General features: G+C 67.9%; 20 protein-coding genes. 5 read left to right on the top strand and 15 right to left on the bottom strand.

Features of this window, described 5'->3' with window-relative positions; translation table 11 throughout:
* Positions 1 to 14 precede the first annotated feature (14 nt).
* Positions 15 to 740 carry a 7-cyano-7-deazaguanine synthase QueC gene (gene queC / locus B0920_RS20735; RefSeq protein ID WP_078034588.1) on the top strand — a complete coding sequence of 242 codons (726 nt, stop codon included), beginning with the start codon at positions 15 to 17 and terminating at the stop codon, positions 738 to 740.
* Between the two features lie 53 nt (positions 741 to 793).
* On the opposite strand, the gene B0920_RS20730 is transcribed toward queC, so the two are convergent.
* The 4 genes from B0920_RS20730 to B0920_RS20715 form a co-directional block, all read right to left on the bottom strand.
* On the bottom strand, positions 794 to 1,510 hold the full coding sequence (locus B0920_RS20730; protein WP_078034587.1) for a flagellar brake protein: 717 nt from the start codon (positions 1,508 to 1,510) through the stop codon (positions 794 to 796).
* Between the two features lie 93 nt (positions 1,511 to 1,603).
* The gene (locus B0920_RS20725) at positions 1,604 to 2,020 is read right to left on the bottom strand and encodes a VOC family protein (RefSeq protein ID WP_078034586.1); all 417 of its coding nucleotides are present in this window, start codon (positions 2,018 to 2,020) and stop codon (positions 1,604 to 1,606) included.
* Between the two features lie 41 nt (positions 2,021 to 2,061).
* Positions 2,062 to 4,707 carry an EAL domain-containing protein gene (locus B0920_RS20720; protein WP_078034585.1) on the bottom strand — a complete coding sequence of 882 codons (2,646 nt, stop codon included), beginning with the start codon at positions 4,705 to 4,707 and terminating at the stop codon, positions 2,062 to 2,064.
* A gap of 117 nt (positions 4,708 to 4,824) precedes the next feature.
* The gene (locus tag B0920_RS20715) at positions 4,825 to 5,241 is read right to left on the bottom strand and encodes a hypothetical protein (protein WP_229455856.1); all 417 of its coding nucleotides are present in this window, start codon (positions 5,239 to 5,241) and stop codon (positions 4,825 to 4,827) included.
* Positions 5,242 to 5,808: 567 nt separating this feature from the next.
* Between B0920_RS20715 and B0920_RS20710 the strand changes: the two genes are divergently transcribed.
* Positions 5,809 to 6,309, top strand: a complete 501-nt coding sequence (locus B0920_RS20710) for a hypothetical protein (protein WP_078034584.1) — start codon at positions 5,809 to 5,811, stop codon at positions 6,307 to 6,309.
* A 41-nt stretch (positions 6,310 to 6,350) separates the two neighbouring features.
* Here B0920_RS20710 and B0920_RS20705 read toward each other — a convergent pair whose 3' ends face one another.
* Together B0920_RS20705 and B0920_RS20700 are read right to left on the bottom strand one after the other, a co-directional pair.
* Positions 6,351 to 7,673, bottom strand: coding sequence for a T6SS immunity protein Tli4 family protein (locus tag B0920_RS20705; RefSeq protein WP_143745864.1), 1,323 nt, complete (start codon positions 7,671 to 7,673; stop codon positions 6,351 to 6,353).
* 76 nt (positions 7,674 to 7,749) lie between these two features.
* The gene (locus tag B0920_RS20700) at positions 7,750 to 9,441 is read right to left on the bottom strand and encodes a triacylglycerol lipase (protein WP_078034582.1); all 1,692 of its coding nucleotides are present in this window, start codon (positions 9,439 to 9,441) and stop codon (positions 7,750 to 7,752) included.
* A 278-nt stretch (positions 9,442 to 9,719) separates the two neighbouring features.
* Here B0920_RS20700 and B0920_RS20695 point away from each other — a divergent pair, with 278 nt between their 5' ends.
* Entirely contained in the window at positions 9,720 to 11,672 is a 1,953-nt protein-coding gene (locus tag B0920_RS20695) for a GAF domain-containing sensor histidine kinase (RefSeq protein ID WP_078034581.1), read from the top strand.
* On the opposite strand, the gene B0920_RS26075 is transcribed toward B0920_RS20695, so the two are convergent.
* The 3 genes from B0920_RS26075 to B0920_RS20680 form a co-directional block, all read right to left on the bottom strand.
* Entirely contained in the window at positions 11,624 to 11,902 is a 279-nt protein-coding gene (locus tag B0920_RS26075) for a hypothetical protein (RefSeq protein ID WP_078034580.1), read from the bottom strand. The two genes, B0920_RS20695 and B0920_RS26075, sit on opposite strands and share 49 nt — an antisense overlap.
* 148 nt (positions 11,903 to 12,050) lie before the next feature.
* Entirely contained in the window at positions 12,051 to 13,556 is a 1,506-nt protein-coding gene (locus B0920_RS20685) for an HD domain-containing phosphohydrolase (RefSeq protein ID WP_078034579.1), read from the bottom strand.
* A gap of 228 nt (positions 13,557 to 13,784) precedes the next feature.
* Positions 13,785 to 14,525, bottom strand: a complete 741-nt coding sequence (locus B0920_RS20680; RefSeq protein ID WP_078034578.1) for a DNA-formamidopyrimidine glycosylase family protein — start codon at positions 14,523 to 14,525, stop codon at positions 13,785 to 13,787.
* Between the two features lie 157 nt (positions 14,526 to 14,682).
* On the opposite strand from B0920_RS20680, the gene B0920_RS20675 reads away from it, so the two are divergent.
* Positions 14,683 to 15,174, top strand: a complete 492-nt coding sequence (locus tag B0920_RS20675; protein WP_078034577.1) for a DUF3016 domain-containing protein — start codon at positions 14,683 to 14,685, stop codon at positions 15,172 to 15,174.
* A gap of 95 nt (positions 15,175 to 15,269) precedes the next feature.
* On the opposite strand, the gene B0920_RS20670 is transcribed toward B0920_RS20675, so the two are convergent.
* From B0920_RS20670 to B0920_RS20660, 3 genes are read right to left on the bottom strand one after another with little or no spacing between them, the layout of a single operon-like run.
* Positions 15,270 to 16,352, bottom strand: a complete 1,083-nt coding sequence (locus tag B0920_RS20670) for a hypothetical protein (protein WP_078034576.1) — start codon at positions 16,350 to 16,352, stop codon at positions 15,270 to 15,272.
* Between the two features lie 21 nt (positions 16,353 to 16,373).
* Complete coding sequence (locus B0920_RS20665) at positions 16,374 to 16,862, bottom strand: hypothetical protein (protein WP_078034575.1); 489 nt, start codon at positions 16,860 to 16,862, stop codon at positions 16,374 to 16,376.
* A gap of 21 nt (positions 16,863 to 16,883) precedes the next feature.
* Entirely contained in the window at positions 16,884 to 17,477 is a 594-nt protein-coding gene (locus B0920_RS20660; RefSeq protein ID WP_078034936.1) for an RNA polymerase sigma factor, read from the bottom strand.
* Between the two features lie 167 nt (positions 17,478 to 17,644).
* Between B0920_RS20660 and B0920_RS20655 the strand changes: the two genes are divergently transcribed.
* On the top strand, positions 17,645 to 18,094 hold the full coding sequence (locus B0920_RS20655; protein ID WP_078034574.1) for a Rid family hydrolase: 450 nt from the start codon (positions 17,645 to 17,647) through the stop codon (positions 18,092 to 18,094).
* 29 nt (positions 18,095 to 18,123) lie between these two features.
* Here the strand turns inward: B0920_RS20655 and B0920_RS20650 are convergent, their stop codons facing one another.
* The 3 genes from B0920_RS20650 to B0920_RS20640 form a co-directional block, all read right to left on the bottom strand.
* A complete protein-coding gene (locus B0920_RS20650; protein ID WP_078034573.1) occupies positions 18,124 to 18,567 on the bottom strand; it encodes a thioesterase family protein in 444 nt (147 codons plus the stop codon).
* 15 nt (positions 18,568 to 18,582) lie between these two features.
* Entirely contained in the window at positions 18,583 to 20,022 is a 1,440-nt protein-coding gene (locus B0920_RS20645; RefSeq protein ID WP_229455855.1) for a sorbosone dehydrogenase family protein, read from the bottom strand.
* Between the two features lie 200 nt (positions 20,023 to 20,222).
* Positions 20,223 to 21,518, bottom strand: coding sequence for a M20/M25/M40 family metallo-hydrolase (locus B0920_RS20640; RefSeq protein ID WP_078034571.1), 1,296 nt, complete (start codon positions 21,516 to 21,518; stop codon positions 20,223 to 20,225).
* Between the last annotated feature and the right edge of the window lie 23 nt (positions 21,519 to 21,541).

Below are 21,541 nucleotides of genomic sequence, written 5' to 3'. Positions count from 1 at the left end.
TATTTCTCCAGACCATGACCCAGCTTTCCCAAGACACCGCGCTCGTGCTGTTCAGCGGCGGCCAAGACTCCACCACCTGCCTCGCCTGGGCGCTGCAGCGCTATGCGCGTGTGGAGACCATCGGTTTCGACTACGGCCAGCGGCACGCCATCGAACTGGCGGTGCGCCCCAGCCTGCTGGCCAAGCTGCGCGCGCTCGATCCCGAATGGGATGCGCGCCTGGGCGAGGACCACATGATCGACCTGGGCCTGATCGCCAAGATCTCGGACACGGCCCTGACCAGCAATGTGGCGATCGCGATGCAGGAGAACGGCCTGCCGAACACCTTCGTCCCGGGCCGCAACCTGCTGTTCATGACGGTGGCCGCCACCGTCGCCTACCGCCGCGGCCTGAACGTGCTGGTGGGCGGCATGTGCGAGACCGATTTCTCGGGCTACCCGGACTGCCGCGACGACACCATGAAGGCCCTGCAGATCGCCCTGAACCTGGGCATGGCCACCCGTGCGCGCATCGAGACGCCCTTGATGTGGATCGACAAGGCCCAGACCTGGGAGCTGGCCGAGCAGGAGGGCGGGGAGGCGCTGGTGGACCTGATCCGCTTCGACACCCATACCTGCTACCTGGGCGAGCGCGGCGCGGCCCACGACTGGGGACATGGCTGCGGCAGCTGCCCGGCCTGCGAGCTGCGCGCGCGCGGGTATGCGCAGTACAAGGCGAAGAAGGCGGCGACGCCGGCCTGAGCCGGAGCCAGGAATCCGCGGCAGAAGGAAGAACCCTTCTGCCGCGCAGACTCCTAGACGATCTTGTTGCGGTCCGCCAGCAGGGCCTCGTAGGTCATGTTCTGCAGCAGCGTCACGTGCAGCGGATCGAGGTCCACGAACTGCACGCCGTAACCGTAAAGCTCGCCGTCGCTGCGCCCCGGTTCCTCGACCGTCAGGTTGCGCACGATGCCCTGGGTATCGACCATGGTCTCCTGCCCGCCGCCGGGCAGGGTGAGCGCGAACTGCAGGCCCACCAGTTCCTCGCCGCGCGGCAGGGGAATCGGCGAATCGAAGCGCGCGCCGGTCACCGATATATTGGTCAGCACGCACTCATAGGGCGCGACCTCGGGCTTGAGGGTGCTGCGCACCCGCACCGGGATGCGGGTCTTGACCCGCATCGCGCCGCGCAGGCTGGTGCCCTGGATCGAGGTGGGGAAGGCCAGGTGCAGGTAATTCAGCGGCCGGCCGAACACCCGGTCCACCGTGCTGGCGAAGGAACACACGTTCACTCCCGAGAACACCCGCACCGTGACGCGCTCGCCGTCGGTCAGCCCAATCGGGTTGCCGTTCTCGAAGGGCGTCTTGACGATGATGAACTCGTCCTTGGCGTAGCCGATCAGGGTCGAGAAATACGGGACCGGCTTGGCGCGCCGGTGCGTCATCAGCTGCAGGCGCACGCCGACCCGCAGGTTCAGCGATTCGAATTCAAATTCCCGGGGCGTCAGTTCGTTGGTGGGGGCGCCGTTCATGCCAGTATCGCTTTACTTCTCAGTTATTGCTGTGCGAAAACTGGCATCCTACCACTTGTGGGGACGGCAATAATATCGTTTTGTAACGCGTGACTAGCGAAGGACCTTCGTGAACTCGACCAGGTCCCAGCGGTTGCCGTACAGGTCGACGAACACGGCGACCGTGCCGTAGTCGGCTTCCTTGGGCTCACGGACGAACTCCACGCCCGCCGCCTGCAGGCGCCGGTAGTCGCGCCAGAAGTCGTCGGTCCGCAGGAACAGGAAGACCCTCCCGCCGGCCTGGTCGCCGATGAACCTGGCTTGTTCCTCGTTCGTCGCGCGCGCCAGCAGGATGGACGCGGCGCCAGGATCGCCTTCGCTGCCGGGAGGCGCTACCAGCACCCAGCGTTTGTCCTGCTCCGGCTGGTAAGTGTCCTGGAGCAGGGTGAACCCGAGGCGGTCGACGTAGAAGGCGATCGCTTCGTCGTAATCGCGCACCACTAGGGCAATGTGCGCCAGGGACTGTTTCATTGATACTCCTTGCGTTCTCATCGATCTTTACAGGATGCTGCTCAGCCGTGGCGGCGCACCAGTTCCGGCACCTCGTGGGCCTCGACCGGAGGGCTGAACAGGAAGCCCTGGTACTCGTCGCATGCCATGCCGCGCAGGATCTCCAGCTGGGCCGCGGTTTCCACGCCCTCGGCCACGACTTTCAGCTTGAGGCCGCGCGCCAGGTTGACGATCGACAGGGCGATGGCCGCGCTGTCGCCATCGCGGTCGAGGTCGCGCACGAAGGCGCGGTCGACCTTCAGGCGCGCCACAGGGAAGCGCTTCAGGTAGGCCAGGCTCGAATAGCCGGTGCCGAAGTCGTCGATCGACAGCTCCACGCCCAGCGCGCGGATCTGCTGCATCAGTCCGTCGACTTCCTCCTCGCGGCTCATCAGGGTGGTCTCGGTGATCTCCAGCTCCAGGCAGCCGGCGCCGATGCCGTGCTGCTCGAGGCAGCGGCGGATGGTCTCGACCAGGCCCTTCTGGTGGAACTGGCGCGGCGACAGGTTGACCGCCACCGCGACCTGCCGCCCGAGCTGTTCGGACCAGGCGCGCATCAGGCGGCAGGACTGTTCCAGCACCCAGGCGCCGATCGGAATGATCATGCCGGTGCGCTCGGCGATCGGGATGAACTGGACCGGCGAGACCTCGCCCAGCTCCGGGTGGCGCCAGCGCAGCAGGGCCTCGAAGCCGACGATCCGCCCGCCTTCCACGGTGAGCTTGGGCTGGAACACCAGGCGCAGCTCCTCGCGCTCGAGCGCGCGCCGCAGGTGGGCCTCGAGGGTCAGGCGCTGGTCCAGGCTGGAGTGCATGCTGGCCGAGAAGAAGCGCACCGCTTCGCCCACCTCGACCCCGTGGCCGCTGGAGGCGTTCTGGGCGCTGCGGTACAGCTCGTCGGCGTTGCGGCCGTCCTGGGGGAACATCGCCACCCCGAGCACCGGTTCGAGGTAGAAGTCGCGGCCGTCGATGAGCAGGGGCTCGGACAGCATGGCGTGCAGGCCGGTGGCGAAGCGCGCCACCGCCTCGCGCCCTTCGCCGGCGTCGAGCAGGAAGGCGAATTCGGCGCCCCGGATGCGCGCCACCACGCCGCCGTCGCCGGCCGCGCTGCGCAGGCGTTCGCCGATGGTGCGCAGCGCGCGGTCGCCGGCGTCGCGCCCCAGCAGGTCGACGATCTCGTGCAGGCGCTCGAACACCAGCACCAGGGTGGCCGGGCTGCGGCCCTCGAGCGCGGCGGCCAGCAGGCGCGCCTCCAGCAGGCGCCAGAAGCGCGCCTGGTTGGGCAGGCCGGTCAGGGCGTCGAAGTCGGCCAGGTAGGCCAGGCGCGCCTCGGCCCGTTCGCGCTCGGTGATGTCGGTCAGCACCGTGACCACCTGGGCCTTGCCGTTCTCGCCGGCCAGGGGCGCGGCCAGCTCGATCACGGTGCGGGCGTCACCATCGCCGTCGTGCATGCTGCCCGCCGCTTCCATGCGCCGGCCCTCGGTCAGCACCGCGTGGTGGCGCAGGTCGCGTTCGCCGTCGTCGCCCAGCACGCGCCGCTCGTCGAGGTCGATCAGCTGTTCCGGCGCGCGCCCGACCAGGCGGCCGAAGGCGGCGTTGGCCAGCACGATGCGGCGCGCGCCGTCGGTGACCCAGATCGGCGTGCCGACCGCGTCCAGCAGCGAGGACAGGTAGTCGAAGCGCCGCGCGAGGCGCGATTCGCTGGCCGAGAGCAGATCGATCAGCTGGAACTGGCGGCGCGAGTCGCGTCCCACGCGCCAGGCGAAGAAGGCCAGCACGCTGGAGACCAGCAGGTAGAAGGCGAGCGCGGTCCACAGCCGCCCGTACCAGTGCGCGAGCGCGGCATGCCGGTCCAGGCCGGTGATCACCACCAGCGGCAGGCCGTCGACCGAGTCGTAGCCGTACAGGCGCGCGACCTGGTCGAGCGGACTGCTGGCCTCGATCACGCCGCGCGGCGCCTGCGGCAAGTAGGTCTGGAACAGCGGCGTGTCGGCGAAGGAGCGGCCGATCCCCACGGGATAGGCGGGGCCGCGCACCAGCATGGTGCCGTCGCGGTGGAACAGGGTCACCGAACCGCCGCGCCCGAGGTCGACCAGTCGGTAGATGCGCTCCAGGTGGGCCGAGTCGATCTGGGCCACCACCACGCCGGCCGGCCGTCCGTCCGCATGGAATACCCGCCGCGTGAAGTTGAGCAGGCCGCGTCCGCTGCCGCGGTCGACCACGGTGATGGTGACCTCGCGCTCGGGACCGTCGGGCGAGGGCGCGGCCAGCGGCGGCAGCACGCGCGCGGCGGCGTCGGCGGCGCGCACGCTGCCCAGCAGCTGGCCGCGGGCGTCGTACACCGCCAGCCGCGCCAGGTAGGCGCTGACCGGCCCGGCGCTTTCCTCGCGCAGCAGCGGTTCGATCGGGGACAGGTTCTCGCGCAGGCCCGCGGCGGCGTGCTGCAGGGTGGCGTCGACCACCTGGGCCACGCTGGCGGTCTGGGCCGCGAAGACCACGGCGACGTTGCGCAGGTTGATTTGCTGGTCGCGCTCCGCTTCCTGGTAGCTGGCGTACAGCATGGAGCCGGTGACCATGCCGAGGACGGCGATCAGGCCGACCGTCAGGACGGCCAGGCGGGCCACGGGATAGGGGCGGGTAGGAGGTCGGTCCGGAGTTTCCTGGTTGTGCATGCCTGCCCGAGCGATGGTCGTAGTGGGGTATGTGCAAGGATTCTACATTGCGCGTCCGGGAGGGCCGAAAAAAAAGCCGGGACGAGCCCGGCTACGAAGGAGAAGGTCGAGAGGAATTCAGACGGCGGCGGAGGCCTTGGCCACGCGCTCCTTGCGCGCGCGGCTGACGAAGTACCAGACCAGGGCCAGCGGCAGCAGCAGGGGCAGCAGCAGCGGCGAGACCACGAGGCCGATCGCCACCATGCCCAGCGCCAGGCCGCCCAGCAGGACCACGCCCAGGCTGGCGAAGACCACCGCCAGCACCACGCCGACGAACAGGGTGATGACCAGGCCCAGCAGGGTTCCGCCGCCCGCCAGCAGCATGCCGACCAGGAAGCCGAAGGGACCATCGATCTGCTCGCCGTCGATGTTCACGTACATGCCGTCGCTGACGACATCCCACAGCAGCAGGGCGAACAGGGCAAGCAGGAGGTAGGGCGCGTATTTTTTCATGGTGGTCCTCGTCGGGTTGGTGATCGCGTTGTCGCTTTGCATGGTGCTACTCTAGGCCCGCCGTCCGGGGCGGACCACGGGATTGCGACGAACTGCGTTTTTCGCGGACCGAGCCGCCGGCGCGCGCGACGAGCGGAACGCCGGACGGGCGGGGCCGGCCTGCCCGGCGCGGCGCGGGAAGGCCGTGGATTCGTCCTTGTAATACGCGGATTGTTACCTATACTGACAGCCTGCTCTGTTTCAGGGGGATCCTATGCAAGCTGTGTCATTCCGTTCCCGGGATCGCCTGGCCAAAGCGCATTTCGTGCTGGCCAACAGCGGTCCCAAGGGCCCGCCATCGGCGCCGCCTACCATCCCGCCGATCATCATCAATCCCTACAATCGGCAGGCGCCGTCGCCCGCCATCGACCCGCGTCCCGAGCCGGTCGGCCCGCCGGTGCGTCCACCGCGGGGACCGGACTGGCGTTGTCCCCGTGTGGCCCACTAGGCCATCCGGCATCGCCACCCTTCACCGATTGCCCGCCGGCCCTACCGTGCGGGCTTTTTCATGTGCCCGGTTTCCTCTATGATCGTGGTTTTGGGCGCGAGCCCGCCGAAGGAAACCGACACATGAACGACGATATCCACGAGCACGAGCAGGAGGCCGGCGACGGCCCCGTCCAGGAAGCCCGCCTGTGGCAGGGCAATGGCTGGACCGCGCGCGTCATCAAGAACGAGGACGACGAGGGCTGGGCCGTGGCCATGATCCTGGACGGGGAGCCGGAACCGGCCCTGGTCGGCCCCTGGACCATGGGGCGCGACAAGAAGAATCCCAAGCCGCTCGACCAGGCGGCCTTCAACACCCTGGTCAAGACCGCCTCGGAAGTCATCCGCCGCCACGAGCAGCAACTGCACGCCATGCTGCACAAGAGCACCGTGGTGAGCACCGAACAGGGCGAGCTGAAGGTGACGCTCGACATCGTGCCGGACGACGACGATCCCTACGCCTATCTCGCCGCCGTCGACGAGATGGGCGAGCAGGTGGCGCGGGTGCGGGTGGCGGCCAGCTTCAAGCTCACCCCGGCCTCGGCCCACGCCTGGATCGAGAACGGGTTCCGCGCGCCGCGCTGAATGCGGACTGCTGCGCGCCGCGCCGAGCGCGACCTGCCGGCTCAGCACGCGCCGGCGCTGCCGGCGGGGCGCGGCTGGTAGCGCCGGTCGACCAGGGTCCAGCGGGTCGGCGCCTCCGCCTCCCTGCTTGACTGCAGGCCCCGCAGCTTTTCCCACACCGTCTGCTGCGGCAGCAGCAGCGCCTGGGGCATGCGCTTCCCCTTCTTCAGGTACTGGCGCTGCCCGCCCCAGATCCGCACGCCCTTGCCGTCCGCGGCGCACTGCCACCAGCCCGATCCCGGGCAGGGCTCGCCTGCGGCCGCGGTGTCGCCTGGAAGCGGTCCCGGTCCCGGTCCAGGTCCTGGTCCCGGTCCCGGCGCGGCGGCGGGCGCGCCCACCCTGTCGAGGTTCCGGGTCGGGCGCACCCGGATGCTGGACACCACCTGGTCCCACAGCGCCAGCAGGGCTTCCTCGCCGAGCGGACTGGGCACGCGCTTGCCGCCCGCCGCCGCCGGGTGGCCGGTCGACATCTCCAGGTGCAGGAAGGGACGCAGCACGTCGTCCCGGGTGCCGTTGAATTCCCAGTGAAAGCTGAAGGTGCTGACCCCGGCCGGCTCCTGCCAGCGCTCGACCACCTCGTCGCCCTCGATGCCGTGGACGCTGCGCTTGTTATGGCGCAGTTTGGTCATCAGGGCGCGCACCCAGAGCGGGAGTTCGGCGTCCACCCGGACGTCGCGCTGCAGCCGCGTCTCGGCGTCGGGGGTGCTGCGGCCGGCGCTTGAGAACACCATCGCCAGCCCGGGACGGCCCGGGATCGAGGCGAACAGGCCCATGCCTTCGCCGGCGCCGACCGGCAGCGGGTCGACGAAGATGCCGGGGCCCAGGCACAGGCCGGGCGAATCGGGAACGAGGCCGGGTTCGACCAGCCTGAGCCGGGCGATCAGGGCCTTGAGGCGCTCGAAGTCCTCGGGGTCGGAGTAGTCGATCCTGAAGTCGAAGCTCCACCCGTCCCTGTGGGCGTAGGCCTCGTGGCGGATGTTGGTCTCCAGGGTTTCGCGCCCGCCGTCCATGCCCTTGAGCGACTGCCGCCCGAACTGGAAGATGTGGACCTCGAAACCCTCGAGCGAGAAACGCTGCGCACGCTCGAGATGGGCGGCGCCGGGCGGATGGGGCGCGTTGTCGGGCCAGGCCTGCAGCTCGCGCTGGCGGCGCGCGACGCGCTCGGAGAAGGCCGCGCCGGTTTCGGCGACGGCGGCGACCCAGAAGCCGCCGATATTGGCGCTGCGCGTTTCGTGGCGCATCGCCTGCGGCAGATCGATCAGGAAGCGTCCGACGCAGACCGTGTGCATGCGGCTGGTGAGGCCGGTGACTGTCAATGTGTCCATTGCATGGGTTCCGAAAGAGTTAACGAGAAATAGCGCCAGCAGCGAGGCGGTGATGCCGACTAAGCGTGATCCCTGTCTATTGTCTTCGGCCATGCTTGGTCAGCTCCTTGACGATCTTGACGATGGAGTAGTGGGTCAGCAGCAGGGCGTTCCGGTGACGGTAGCCGTCCTGGTGCCGGACACCGCGGGTGGCGAACAACTTCCTGACCTTGCCTTCCGGCGCGGCGCCGGACTGGCGCGCCACGGTATCGTCGCCGTGGGCGTCCTGGGGCTCGACGGCGAAGCTCAGGATGCGCTTGCCGTCGACTTCCACGATCCGGGCGCCGTCGGGCTCGTGCGCCATGAAGCGGGCGTGGCGGATGTTGGCGGCCGTGGCCGACAGGCCGGCAGGCAGGCGCGCGACCCAGCGGATGCGGCCGTAGGAAGCATAGGCGGGGTCGTCGCCGTACCAGGCGAAGCTGGCGGCGTGATAATGGTCCGCCAGCCATGCGTGGAAGTGCTCGGCGCTGTCCAGCGCCTGCTTCGCCGTCCTGACGGCGTCCTGCCGGCTGGCGTAGAGCCCGGCGGGGTCGAGCAGGGCCGGGTTGATCAGGCGGTACCAGGCGTCCATGTCGCGGTAGATCGCGTAGGGATTGGGCTGGGATTCGTTGGGCAGCTGCAGGTAGTCGGTGGCCTGGTCCATATTCCGGTGGCGCGCCGGGCGCGCCACGGCGATATGGAGCCAGGGGCGCGGATACAGGTGGTTCGGCAGCAGCTCGAGCGCGCCCGGCGCCGCCGCCAGCACCGGCGTGGTGTCCTCGGGGCGCCGGCCGGCCAGGTCGGCGAACTTGCCTGCCACGAAATTGCCGTACGCGTTATTGGTCGGGCTGTCGCATTCGGTGCCGCAGGCCAGCCGGCGGTACATGAGCGGGGCGCCGAGCGCCGGCATCACGCCGTGCACGATGCCGGCGATTTTTTCGGGAATCCGCTTGGCGCAGGCGCGCGCCACCAGGCCGCCCATCGAATGCGTCACCAGGATCACCTGGCGGCACTCGTGCTTGCGCGCCCGCCACCAGGCGAGGATCTCGTCGATGCGCCGCTCCAGCCGGCAGGCCGAATCGCCGCAGGACTGCAGCCAGTTGTAGCCGCAGGCGTAGACCGGGTACTGGTAGCCCGAGAAGGTCTCGAGCTCGCGTTCGGTGAGGGGCTCGACCGCGCGCACGCCCCAGCGTCCCTGGGGATCCTCGGCCACCGCCTGCATGACCTCGATCCAGCGCTTGCGGACGTGGCGCTGGCGCAGGGCGTCGACCCGGAAGGTCATTTCCAGATGGCTCTGCAGCTCGTGGAGCAGCTCGCCATAGGCGCCGTGGTGGATTTCTCCCCAGCCGCGTTGGCGCATCTCGTCGGGGCGCAGGTTGCAGGAACCGACGCGCAGCTCGCCGCCATTGTCGACCTCGACGAACTGCGGATGCAGGATCAGCTGGCGCTCCCTGGGCGAGCGCTTGTTCCAGTCGTTTGCGTATTGAAATGCTTCGGGATCGCTGTTCGGCGGACGCCAGGCGACGGCGCCGGGTTCGAGCGGATGATCCTCGGGGAGTCCGGTGTCGCGGCGGAGGCGCAAATGGGTGCCCATGGTGCCGGGAACGAAAATCACCGGGATCACCTTGGTGGAACCCAGGTAGACGGCGCCGCGGACGGTGAAACCGACCGGTGTCGCCACGCTGTGCGTCACCTGGCTGCCATCTTCCTGGGCAATGGGATCCTTGAGGCGTCGGGTTGCTTCAGGCATTGTCAGCACTCTCGTCAAGAAAAAGTGCAATGCTGACATGATGAGAACAGATGGCCCCTGCCGGACCCCAATCGTGGGCGGCACCCTGTTAGAGCATGGACAAGACGCGAAACGCACGACGGACTCCGGGCTGTAAAGCCATTTTAGGAGGAAGCTGATCGGTGGGAATTGACCCGGGTTAAAGGTCGAAAAGCGACAGCCGGCGCCGACAATCTCCCTCTGGAGGAGGCAAGCTGGTACTATTTCCGCAAGGAATTACGCTTTTACATGGGGAAGCAATGGAACGTCTTGACCGGCTGGAAGCGGTCCAGTCGATGCTGCTCGAGATCGGGCAGATGTCGACCAGCTGCAGCGACATCACCGAATTCATCGCTGCGGTGCACCGCGCGCTGGGCCGCATCATGTACGCGGCCAACTTTTACGTCGCCCTGGCCGACCGCGAGGACGGCAGCGTGCGCTTCGTCTACTTCGTCGACGAAGCCGACGCCCCGCCCGACCCGGACGAGCGCATCCGCCTGGCGTCCCCGGAGCAATCGCCCACCGCCTGGGTGCTGCTGAACCGCCGCACCCTGGTCATCACCGCCGACGACTTCGCCGCGCGCGAAAGCGAAGGCATGCGCTGGGGCAGCGGCAGCGCCGCCGAGCACTGGATGGGCTGCCCGCTGCTGGACCAGAACCACCAGGCCCTGGGCGCGATCGTGATCCAGAGCTATGACAAGGGCGTGACCTACAGCGAGGAAGACCAGGCCCTGTTCGCCCTGATCGCCAACCACGTCTCCAACGCGCTGCAGGGCCTGCAGAGCATGGACCGGCTGGAGCGCGCGGTGCAGGAACGCACGGCCGCGCTGGCGATCGAAGTGAGCGAGCGGCGCCGCGCGGAACAGGTGCAGCATGCGCTGTACCAGATCGCCAGCCTGTCGGCCCAGGCGCTCGACACCGATGTGCTGTCGGCCAGCCTGCACCGCATCATCGGCGAGCTGATGGTGGCCGAGAACTTCCTGATCGCCCTCTACCACCCGGAGACGGAGGAGATCAGCATTCCGTACTTCGTCGACCAGAAGGACAAGGAAGCGCCGCTGCAGCGCTTCCCCTTCGGCAAGGCCATGTGTTCCTACGTCCTCGCCAGCAAGCAGGCGCAGTTGCACGACGCCGGCAGCTTCCAGCGCCTGGCAGCGAGCGGCCTGGTGCGCGAGCCCCTGGGCAACACCGAGATCGCGAGCTGGATGGGGGCGCCGATGCTGGTGCACGAAAAGCCCTATGGCGTGCTGGTGGTGCAGAGCTACGATCCGGCGGTGGTGTACACCAAGGCCGACCTCGACCTGCTGGCCTTCATGGCCAGCCACGTGGCGGTGGCGATCGCGCGCATGCAGGCCGACCGCGCGATCCGCAAGACCAAGGAGCGGCTGGAAGAGCAGAACGCGGCCCTGAACGAAGCGCTGCATGCGCTGCAGGAGGCGCAGTCGGAGCTGGTGCGCCAGGAGAAGCTGGCCTCGCTGGGCCGGCTGGTGGCGGGCGTGGCGCACGAGATCAACACCCCCTTGGGCATCTGCGTGACGGCGACCAGCCACCTGGTGCAGGAGCTCAAGCTCACCCGCGAAGAGCTGGCGGCGGGGGAGATGACGGAGGACAGCCTGAACGGCTTCTTCGACATCGTCGACCAGTCGCTGCGCATCCTGACCACCAACACCCAGCGCGCGGCGGCCCTGGTGCGCAGCTTCAAGCAGGTGGCGGTGGACCAGTCCTCGGACGACATCCGCAGCTTCAACCTGCACGGCTACCTGAACGAGGTGCTGCTCTCGCTCCAGCCCAAGCTCAAGGGCCGGCCGGTGAAGGTGGAGCTGGCGTGCCCGAAGGACCTGGTGCTGGACAGCTTCCCGGGGGCGGTGTCGCAGATCGTCACCAACATGGTGGTGAATTCGCTGGTGCACGGCTTCGAGCGCGAGCAGGCCGGCACCATCGCCATCCGCGTGGGGCTGGAGGGCGAGGTGGTGTGCTTCGACTACGCCGACGACGGGGCGGGGATGGACAAGGACACGCTGGACAAGTTGTTCGATCCCTTCTTCACCACCAAGCGCGGGACCGGCGGCAGCGGACTTGGGGCGCACATCCTGTACAACCTGGTGACCGGGGCGCTGGGCGGCACGGTGCGGGTGGAGAGTGCGCCGGGGAAGGGGCTGCAGTATCACTTGCGCTTTCCGCGTTCGCAGCGCAAGGAGAAGATCGCGGCTTGAGGGGCAAGGCAGCGCCGGTTTCGGCCCGCGCTTGCTTTCGGCCCGCCGCGGTAGCTTTCGGCCCGCGACTTTCTCTCGGCCAGCGCCTCGCTTTCGGCCAGCGCCTTGCTCTCGGCCAGCGCCTTGCTTTCGGCCAGCGCCTTACTTTCGGCCAGCGCCTTACTTTCGGCCAGCGCCTTACTTTCGGCCAGCGCCTTGTAAACGTCATCCCGGCGAAGGCCGGGATCCAAGTTTGCCAGCGTAGCCACTCAGGTTTGAGCTAGTGGCGACGCGAAGGAACTTGGATCCCGGCCTTCGCCGGGATGACGTTTACGGGTTAGTGGGTGAGACGAGGAGCAGGCGGTACGCGAAATGTGGGAGCTCCAGGCGGGCTTCCCCTTAATCCGGCCAGTTCCGGTTGATCTCCAGCGCCTTGTCCATGTTCTTGATGAGCAGGTCGACGTAATACGGATCGAGGTGATGCCCCGCCACCTCACGCAGGTGCTCGGTGACCTTCTCGGCCGGCCAGGCGTCCTTGTAGCAGCGCTTGTGGCTCAGCGCGTCGAACACGTCGGCCACCGCCACGATCCGCGCATACGGGTGGATCGCCTCGCCCTTGAGCCCCTGCGGATAGCCGCTGCCGTCGTATTTCTCGTGGTGCTGGTGGGCGATCACCGCCGCCGCCTTCAGGATCGGACGCGAGGAACCGTCCAGGATCTGCAGGCCCACGGTCGGGTGCTGGCGCATGATTTCCCACTCTTCCTCGTTCAGGCGCCCCGGCTTGAGCAGCACCGCGTCCGGGGTGGCGATCTTGCCCACGTCGTGCATCGGCGCGGCGTGCATCAGGGTCGCGACTTCCTCTTCCGGCATGCCGGCCGCCTGGGCCAGCAGGTGGCAGACCTGGGACATGCGGCGCACGTGGTTGCCGGCTTCGTTGGAGCGCGATTCCACCACGTCGCCCAGGCGCAGGATCAGCTCGGCCTGGGTGTCGGTGATCTCCTGGTTCAGCAGGATGTTGTCGAAGGCGATCGCCACGCCCGAGCAGAAGACTTCCAGCAACTGGGCGTCCAGTTCCGAGACTTCTTCCACGCCCTTGAGCACCAGCAGCGAAGCCTTGCCGCTGCTGTTCGGGAAGTAGCCGACATAGGTGTCGCCATGCAGGCGCGAGATGCGGTTGTGGCGCGCGTCGTCGAGCTGGGCCACCAGGTCCGGGCCGATTTCCTCGCCGCCCAGGTCGCCGATCTGGGCCAGCACCTCGTACTGGCTCTCGCCGGTGATCACGCTCGCGCCCTTCAGGCGCAGCAGCATGCTCTGCTCCAGGCGCAGCAGGGCCACCACCTGCTGCAGCAGGCCGTTGGCGAAATCCTTCAGGTTGCGCTGCTGGAAAATATGGCTGGAGGCGGCGATCACCCGCTCCAGGCCTTCGCGGTAATTCTGCTGCACGCGGCGCGCTTCCTCGACCTTCATGATGTCGCGGTAGGCGCGCAGGGCGGCGAAGGTGGTGGTGAACAGCTTGGTGCGGTCGAGCTCGGTCTTTTCCTTGTAATCGTTGATGTCGTAGTCGACGATCACGCGCTCTTCCGGCGCCTGGCCCGGCTGGCCGGTGCGCAGCACGATGCGGGTGAACTGGTTGTCCAGCTCCTGGCGCATCCAGCGCGCCACTTCCAGGCCGCTGTCCTCGCGCTCCATCACCACGTCCAGGAACACCAGCGCGATGTCCTTCTCGCGCGCCAGCACCTCCTTGGCCTCGGCGCCGCTGTAGGCGTGCACGAAGCTCAGCGCACGGCCGTCGAGGCGGAAGCGCGACAGGGTCAGCTTGGTGATGTCATGGATGTCCGGTTCATCGTCGACCAACAACACTTTCCAGGGTGCCAGCTTGGGGGTGGCGGAAGAGAGGAAGGACATAAACGATTCCGATATCGTGGGTGTCGGGTTGGCGGGACGCGTATTTACCTGGGCTGATGCCCGTAGTCAAGTTGATTGTAGTATGGCTCATGATCCTTAACAACAGGCAATATTAAAAGTGTTGGCGAAAGAAGTCACATCACCGATGCAGGCTGGATAAAGGTGCAGCTTGCACCGTGCTGGCCGGCGTTTTGCCGCATGGCGGAGCGGCGCACGCACCCGTTTGGCTCAGGCGCCGTAGCGCTTCTGGCAACGTTCGCACCAGAAGCTGCGGCGGGCGCTCAAGCCCAGCTTGGCCTTGTGCATCGGGATCTGGCAGCGCGGGCAGGTGCGCTGGGCATGGGCCTGCCAATGCTGCTTGAGCACGTACTGGCGTTTCCATTCCAGGAAGTCGAAGCTGTACTGGCGCGCTTCGTCGACCAGCTGGCGCAGCTTGGGCGCGGGCAGGGCGCCGACGGTGGACAGCGGATGCAGGCGGATGCGGAACAGCACTTCGTTCTTGATGATGTTGCCCACGCCCGAGAAGATATCCTGGTCGAGGAGGGCGTCGCAGGCCAGCATGTCGGGCCGGGCGCGCAGCTTCTTGCGGGCGCGCTTCGGGTCCCACTCGTCCGACATGACGTCGGCGCTGAAGTCATAGGCCTCGAAGGTGGCGCGCTCGATCTCCTTCACCGAGCAGGCGTAGAAATTCATCTCGCCGCCGTCGGCCATGCCGAGCGAGAGCCTGGCCGGCTTGTCGCGCCGCTCGTCGATGCGGTAAGTGCCGAACAGCAGGAAGTGGATGCGCAAGACCATGGCCGGGGTCTCGATCAGCAGGTGCTTGCCCCAGGTGCGCAGGGAAAGGATAGGCTGTCCGACCAGGCGCGTGGTGTCGATGGCCCAGGTATTGCCCTCGGCGCGCACGATCTCCTGCCCGGCGAAACGCTGGATTTGCTCTTTCAGCAAGTAGAGTGATGGACCTTCCGGCACGGCTGACCTCCCTTGCCGTATTGTCGGCCGCCGGGGGCGGAACGGCGTGTGCGCAGCCTAACGTTTGGATACAAAAAATCGACGATTAAAGACAGGCGCGCAGCGGCAAAGCGGCGTATATTTTGAACGTAAGCCGAAAGGAAGGAGAGGTTTGACCATGAGATCGTCGATAGCAAAATTGGCCCTGGCGGGCCTGCTCGCGTTTGGCGCAGGGACTGCGTCGGCGGGCGTCACCGTGAACTACATCGAGTCGGAGCGCTTCTCCGACCTGCCTTTCGCCCCCTGGGAGCGCGAAGAGGTGCTGAAGAACCTGAACGATTATTTCACCAAGCTGGGCGCGAACTTGCCGCAGGGGCAGGACCTGACCATCGATGTGACCGACATCGACCTGGCGGGCCGCGAGTATCCGACCCGTGGTTCGGGACGCGACCTGCGCGTGCTCAAGGGCATGGCCGACTGGCCCATCATCACCCTGCGCTACAGCCTGACCCAGGACGGCCAGGTGCTGCGCAGCGGCGACGCGAAGCTGGCGGACATGAGCTACCTGCAGCGCATCAATCGCTGGTCCGACAGCGACACGCTGCGTTATGAAAAGCGCATGATCCAGGAATGGTTCGACCAGGCCATCCTGCAGAAGCGCCGGAGCTGACCCAGGACTGCCCGGGTCTTGCGCCCGCCCCATAAAACTCGGCCCCGCTGGTGCGGGGCCGATTCGTTTGCGGGGCTACGCCTGTCGATCCGGCCTCAATCGGTCTTCTTGAGCGCGGTCCGTGGCGGCGTCATCACATCCCTGACCGTGTAGTCCGAGGGCACCGTGAACAGCGCCGCCGCCGGTTCTTCCCGCTTCAGGTCTTCCAGCCGGTACACCGTCTCCCCGCTGCGCGGATCGCTGCGCTTGTCGTACACGACCACCCTCAGCTCCGGGGAGCTCCAGGTCTCGCTGCTGACCGTGATCGGGTTGCGGTTGCCGATCTCGCCGGCGGGAATCTCGTAGCTGCGCTGGCGCCCCTGTGCTTTCACTCCGGAGAACTCGCGCGTGCCGAGCTCCTTGCTCACCGCCTTGGCCGACCACTTGGCGTCGCCGAATGCGCCGGCGATCATGGGGCCGATGTGCGTCGTGAACTCGGGCCGGGCGAAGGGCGCTCCGGGCATCGGTTGTGCGACGCGGATCTGCACGTCCTTGTGCTCGCCACCGCGTTCGACTTCCTTGACGATGAAACGCCCGCCTTCCGGCAGCCTGCCCTCGCGGCGCAACTGTTCGATGCGCTGGCGCGCCTGCTCGGCTGCAAGCCGCGCCTGGTCGCCAGCTACACGCCCCTGTTCGGCCGAAGCACGCGCCTTTTCGGCGGCGGCGCGGGCCTGCTCGGCAGCCGCGCGCGCGATCTCGCCGGGATTCCCGACCTTGGTCGCCGTCTTCGTCTCCGGACGCAGCACATAGCGCACCCCCTCGACCGGATCATTGATCGTGATCACGCGGACCTCGCCATCGTCGTCGCGCACCTCGGTACGGGTGCGGCCGGCGCTGTCGCGGTAGTTCATGGCCACCGTCTTGTTGACGATCTGGTTGCCGTCGGCCAGGTGCTGGATGCGTTCCGACACCGACAGGGCGCTGTAGGGCGCGTTCTTGACCGCCCGGCCGAGGGACTGCTGGATGATGGCCCCGCCCATCGGCAATCCATTGGCGATGACCAGTTCGTCGCGGCTGTCGCCCAGGCGGGTGACGATGCGGCGCTCGGCGCGTTCCTCGGCTTCTCCCGCTTCCTCGGCCAGGGCCGGGGCGAAGGCGCAGGCCAGCAGGGCGGCGATCAGGATCTTCTCGTGTTTCATGGCATCCTCGTTGGTAGTGAATCAGTTGGCGGCGCTCAGGCGCACCGCCAGCGGCTGGCCGTCGGCGGCCACCAGCATTTCGGCGCGCACCGTGCGGTCCGCGTTGTCGGGCGTGACGGGCAGGCCGAGCGAGGCCAGGGTGGCCTGCGGCAGGTCGGCCTCGACCACACGGGTATCGGGCTCGCGTTCGATGCGCTCCAGGGTGTCGAGGGCGATGAAGGCGGCGCCCCCGTCCACTCCCACCAGCGGCGGCGCGCCGACGGTCACGGTGTCGTGCGGCGACATCGCCAGCAGCACCGCCACGGCGGTGAGCGAACACAGCGCCCCGGCCGCGCCCCACTGGGGCAGCGACAGGCGCTGGTACCAGCGCCTCTTGGGCGGGAACTGGCGGGCGTAGGCCTGCATCAGCTCTTTCTCGACGCAGCGCGGCGCCGCGTGTCCGGCCAGCCCGGCGCGCAGCGCGTCGAAGTGCGCGGCCAGCAGCGGGTCCAGCTTGTCCTTGGATTCCATAGAATTTCCTTCCTTCGTTCTTCAGGCGGCGCTGGCCGGGCGCAGGGCTTGCAGGCGCTTGGCCAGGGCCGCGCGGGCGCGCGCCAGGCGCGAGCGCACGGTGCCGATGTCCACCTGGCACACCGCCGCGATCTCCTGATAGGACAGCTCGTGCAGTTCGTACAGGATGACCGGGTCGCGGTAGTGCGGCGGCAACAGGGACAGCGCGCGCCGCACCTGCTCGGCGGCCTCGTTCTCGAGCAGGCGCCCGAGGGGGCCGTCGTCTTCGCTGGCGATGTCCAGCTCGTCTTCCTCGTCCTCGTCCGCGCCGGCTGGCGGCAGCACCGCATGGCGCCGACGTCCTTCCTCCCATTTCAAGGCCAGGTTACGCGCCACCCCGAACAGGAAGTGCTGCAACTGCCCGCGCAGCGGATCGTAGTCGTAGCGGCCGGTCAGCAGTCCCATGAAGGTTTCCTGCACGATGTCGGCGGCCGTGTCGGCCGAACCGCAGCGCAGCAGCACGAAACGGTACAGCGGCCCCTGGTGACGCCGGTACAGCGCCGCGAAGGCGGCGGCGGTCCCCAGGCGCATCTGGCGCAGCAATTCGGCATCTGGCTGGTCGGGTGGTGTGGTCATGGCGCTCATCTTTAACCGTATTCCGCCGGGGCGGCAAAAAAGTTCCAACTTTTTTCGCCCTTCGTCGCCTGCTCGACAAGAGCAGAAAAATGCAAGCCGACCGGGGATGTTAACCGCACAATGCAGTTTCCTTCATCTCGTCCAACCAACCCCGCCTGAGGAGTTCCATGAACACCACCGCCCCGCTCGAGAAGAAAATCGCCAATCATGGCGTCGCCTGGGAAGACGCCTTCGGCTACTGCCAGGCCGTCCAGGTCAAGGACACGATTTACCTTTCCGGCCAGCTCAGCCATGACAAGGACGGCGCGATGGTCGCGCCCGCCGAGCTCGACGAGAACGGCAAGCCTGTCGATTTTTCGACCATGGAGGCGCAGATGCGTCAGACCTACCTGAACGCCATTTCCCTGCTGGCGGAATTTGGCGCCACGCTGGACGACGTGGTCGAGGAGACCCTCTACGTGCTGGACGTCGACGCCGCCTTCGCGGCCGCCGGAAAGGTGAGAAAGGAGCTGTACGGGCGACCGCAACCGCGCTGCGCAAGCAACCTCATCGGCGTGACGCGCCTGGCGATTCCTTCGCAGTTGATCGAGGTGACCTTCCGCGCCGTGCTGAAGTAAGTGCACGCCGGTCCGGCCGGCAGGCCGCGTCAGTCGATCCAGTTCACCCGGTCGAACTTGGCCCGGAATTCCTCGGGCATGGCGACCACCTGGCTGGTCTTGTAGTTGTAGAACACGAAGCCGGACTTGGCCATGGCGATCAGCCTGCGGTCGCGCGGCCGGGTGATGCGGAAGGTGATGTCGCCGCCATACTTGTTGAAGTCCATGACGCCGACCTCGAACAGCAACTGGTCGCGCGCATGGGCCTCGGCGCGGTAGGTGGTGGCGAGGTCGGTGACGATGATGCCGGTGCCGTCGCGCTCGGTCTCGGCGACGCCGAACTCGAACAGGAAGCGCGCCCGCGCCTCGGAGATCATGGAGATCATCGAGTCGTTGCCGAGGTGGTTGGCGGCATTGATGTCCGTGACCCTCACGGTCAGCGGCGTCGAATAGTAAAACTGGTCTTCGGGGAAGTCTAGTTGTAAGCGTGCCATTTCTTAATTTTAACTCTAGGGCGTGGAGGCGCGTCCGATTTTATAGATGCCGCCCGCCGCCGAGAGCAGGTAAAGCTCACCCTCGGCGTCGCGGCCGAAGGATACGACCTGCCGGACGCCCTGGAGGTTCCAGTCGCGCTGCTGGGTGATGCCGCCGGCGCCCGGCAGGAAGCTCTTGAGCCAGCCGCCGCAGAAATCGGAATAGAAGTAGTGGCCGGCCAGCTCGGGCAAGGCGCGCCCGCGGTAGACGAAGCCGCCCGTGATCGAGCAGCCGTTCACGTTGTTGCTGCCGTGCTCGTACTCGAAGGCGGGCAGGGTGAGGCCGCTGCGGTCGCAGCTGCTGGCGTTGTAGCAGAGCGTGCCCTCCATGATGTTCCAGCCGAAGTTCAGCCCGCCCTGGGACGCGCCCACGATGTTCACTTCCTCGCGCTGGTCCTGGCCCACGTCGGCCAGGTAGAGCTGGCCGCCGTCGAAGCTGAAGCGCCAGGGGTTGCGCAGGCCGGCCGCCCAGATCTCGCCGCGCCGCGAGCTCATCGCGATATAGGGGTTGTCGGGCGGGATCGCGTAGGGCTGGGAGGCGCTGGCGTTGGCGACGTCGAGCCGCAGCAGCTTGCCCAGCAGCGAGGTGAAGTTCTGGCCGTTGCGCTGCGGGTCGCCGGCGCCGCCGCCGTCCCCGGGCGCCAGGTAGAGGAAGCCGTCGGGCCCGAAGGCCAGCTGGCCGCCGAAATGGTTGGTGAAGCCGGGGTGGGGCACGCGGATGATCACCAGGCCCGAGGTGGCGTCGGCCAGGTTGGGATTGGCGCTGGCCGTGAAGCGCTCGACCACGATGTCGCGCTGGGCGTCGGTGTAATACAGGTAGACGTAGCCGTTGCGCGCGTACTGCGGGTCGAAGGCGAGCGAGAGCAGGCCGCCTTCGCCGGCGGTGGCCACGCGCGCGCTGATGTCGAGGAAAGGCGCGCTCAGCACGCTGCCGTTCTGGATGATGCGCACCCGGCCCGGGCGCTCGGTGACGAAGAGGCGCGCGTCGCCGGGCGGCGCGCTCAGGAAAGTCGGGCTCTCCAGCTCGGCGACCCGGGTGACGCCCAGGCTCAGGGTGGCGCTCGCGCCGCCATAGTTGACGGTCGCGCTGGCGGTGGCGCCGGCGCTCACCACCGCGCTCTGGGTGGCGGGCGTGGGGGTGTAGGTGGTGGCGCCGCTGGTGACCGCCGCGGCGCTGAGGCTGTAGCTGCCGGGCGCCAGGTTGCTCAGGGTCTGGGTCTGGTTCAGGTCTTGGGTGAAGTTGTTGGGGCCGGTCACGCGCAGGGCGGCGTTCACGCCGGCGGGCAGGCCGCTGACCGTGACCGTGAGCGCGCCGGTGGTGGCCGGCGGCTGCGGCACTACGCCGGTCTCGCCCGGGCTGCCGCCTCCGCCGCCGCAGGCGGCCAGCAGCATTCCCATCAACAACAGAATCCACATCTGAGCACGTTTGACCAGCATGTCCGCCCCCGTTGCCGAAGTATTCACTGGCGCCATTGTGCCAGCGAATGCCTTTAGCTCGCCACGGAAAACGTGGCGTGCGCCGCACAGTCTAGCGGGCATCCGTGTGCCCGGCCTTTGATCTGTTCCAGGGGGGCGCGCTGAACTCCGACCGGCTCAGGGAGCTCGCGGGCGCGGCCTCAGCGCGTCAGGCGGTAGATCAGCAGCGCGGTACGGATCGCGGCGCGCTCGATCGAGGGCAGGTCGACCCGCTCGTTCGGCGAGTGCGCGCCACTACCGCTGGCGCCCAGGCCGTCCAGGCTGTCGATATAGGGCGCGACGAACTGGATGTCGCCGGCGCCGCGCGCGGTGGCGGGCAGGGCCACGACCTCGCCCAGGCCGGCGTCGCTGCTGGCCCGGGAATACTGTTCCAGCAGCTTGAGGTTGCCCGGCGTGACCGCCATCGGCGGGTAGGAGTCGCGGAAAGCGATGCTGGCGCTGGCGCCGGGCAGGCTCTGGGCCACGATCTCGCGCATGCGCGCCTGGGCCCGGTCACGCTGGGCGTAGTCGAGGTAGCGCAGGTCGCTGCGCACGGTGACGCTGTTGGCGATCACGTTGGTCTTGCCGCCTGCGCTGCCTTTCAGCTTGGCCTCGTCGAAGGCGACCTCGGTGCCGCCCAGGATCACGCCCGGGTTGAAGGTTAGGCCCGGCTCGACCACCTCGCGGCGGAAGGCGTCGAGGATGCGCGCCGCCTCGTACACGGCGCCATAGCCGCCGGGGCCGAACACGCCCTGCGAATGGCCCTGGCGCCCCTTGACCTCGAGATCGAAGGAAGCGGTGGCGCGGCGGCCGACGGTGGCCGTGACACGGCCGCCATCGATCACCTGGCCCTCGAAGCTGAGCGCGAGGTCGCTGCGCTTAGCCAGCTCGACCATGTCGCGGCGCGAGACCGAACGCGGTTCGCCGGCGTCTTCCTCGTCGCCGGTGAACATCACGGTGATGCGGGTATTGTCGAGCGCGCCGGCGCGCTGCAGGGCGCGCAGTGCCGCCACCACCACCACGTTCCCGCCCTTCATGTCGCCCACGCCCTGGCCGCGCGCGCTGTCGCCCTCGCGCTCCCACAGCGGGCCAGGCGCGTCCGGCTCGAACACGGTGTCGAGGTGGCCGAGCAGCAGCAGGCGCTTGCCCTGCTTGCCGTCGCGCACCGCCACCAGGTGGCCGGCGCGCCGCATCTCGGCGGGCATGTCGAGCCAGGCGGTGCGAAAGCCCAGGGCCTCGAACTCCTTGCCGAACAGATCGCCCACGGCGCGCACACCGGCCAGGTTCAGGGTGCCGCTGTTGATGCGTGCGCTGCGCTCCAGCAGGTCGATGGCGCCGCCGGACCAGGCGCGCACTTCGGCGACGATGCGCTGCTCGGTCGGGTCGAGCTCGGCGGCGTGGACGGGCAGGAGGGCGGAGAGAACGAGGGCGAGGGCGGGGAGGAGCTTGCGTTGCATGTCGCTTCCGGGAAAGGATGAGG

It is taken from the genome of Massilia sp. KIM, from assembly GCF_002007115.1.
Taxonomy (GTDB): Bacteria; Pseudomonadota; Gammaproteobacteria; order Burkholderiales; family Burkholderiaceae_D; genus Telluria.
Note: the sequence above shows the minus strand (reverse complement) of the source record. Positions and strands in the feature narration are given on the sequence as shown.

Coding starts and splice junctions, on each gene's coding strand:
- queC (WP_078034588.1), top strand. CDS start 15: ATGACCCAGCTTTCCCAAGACACCGCGCTCGTGCTGTTCAGCGGCGGC.
- B0920_RS20730 (WP_078034587.1), bottom strand. CDS start 1,510: ATGAACGGCGCCCCCACCAACGAACTGACGCCCCGGGAATTTGAATTC.
- B0920_RS20725 (WP_078034586.1), bottom strand. CDS start 2,020: ATGAAACAGTCCCTGGCGCACATTGCCCTAGTGGTGCGCGATTACGAC.
- B0920_RS20720 (WP_078034585.1), bottom strand. CDS start 4,707: ATGCACAACCAGGAAACTCCGGACCGACCTCCTACCCGCCCCTATCCC.
- B0920_RS20715 (WP_229455856.1), bottom strand. CDS start 5,241: ATGCAAAGCGACAACGCGATCACCAACCCGACGAGGACCACCATGAAA.
- B0920_RS20710 (WP_078034584.1), top strand. CDS start 5,809: ATGAACGACGATATCCACGAGCACGAGCAGGAGGCCGGCGACGGCCCC.
- B0920_RS20705 (WP_143745864.1), bottom strand. CDS start 7,673: ATGGACACATTGACAGTCACCGGCCTCACCAGCCGCATGCACACGGTC.
- B0920_RS20700 (WP_078034582.1), bottom strand. CDS start 9,441: ATGCCTGAAGCAACCCGACGCCTCAAGGATCCCATTGCCCAGGAAGAT.
- B0920_RS20695 (WP_078034581.1), top strand. CDS start 9,720: ATGGAACGTCTTGACCGGCTGGAAGCGGTCCAGTCGATGCTGCTCGAG.
- B0920_RS20685 (WP_078034579.1), bottom strand. CDS start 13,556: ATGTCCTTCCTCTCTTCCGCCACCCCCAAGCTGGCACCCTGGAAAGTG.
- B0920_RS20675 (WP_078034577.1), top strand. CDS start 14,683: ATGAGATCGTCGATAGCAAAATTGGCCCTGGCGGGCCTGCTCGCGTTT.
- B0920_RS20670 (WP_078034576.1), bottom strand. CDS start 16,352: ATGAAACACGAGAAGATCCTGATCGCCGCCCTGCTGGCCTGCGCCTTC.
- B0920_RS20665 (WP_078034575.1), bottom strand. CDS start 16,862: ATGGAATCCAAGGACAAGCTGGACCCGCTGCTGGCCGCGCACTTCGAC.
- B0920_RS20660 (WP_078034936.1), bottom strand. CDS start 17,477: ATGACCACACCACCCGACCAGCCAGATGCCGAATTGCTGCGCCAGATG.
- B0920_RS20655 (WP_078034574.1), top strand. CDS start 17,645: ATGAACACCACCGCCCCGCTCGAGAAGAAAATCGCCAATCATGGCGTC.
- B0920_RS20650 (WP_078034573.1), bottom strand. CDS start 18,567: ATGGCACGCTTACAACTAGACTTCCCCGAAGACCAGTTTTACTATTCG.
- B0920_RS20645 (WP_229455855.1), bottom strand. CDS start 20,022: ATGTGGATTCTGTTGTTGATGGGAATGCTGCTGGCCGCCTGCGGCGGC.
- B0920_RS20640 (WP_078034571.1), bottom strand. CDS start 21,518: ATGCAACGCAAGCTCCTCCCCGCCCTCGCCCTCGTTCTCTCCGCCCTC.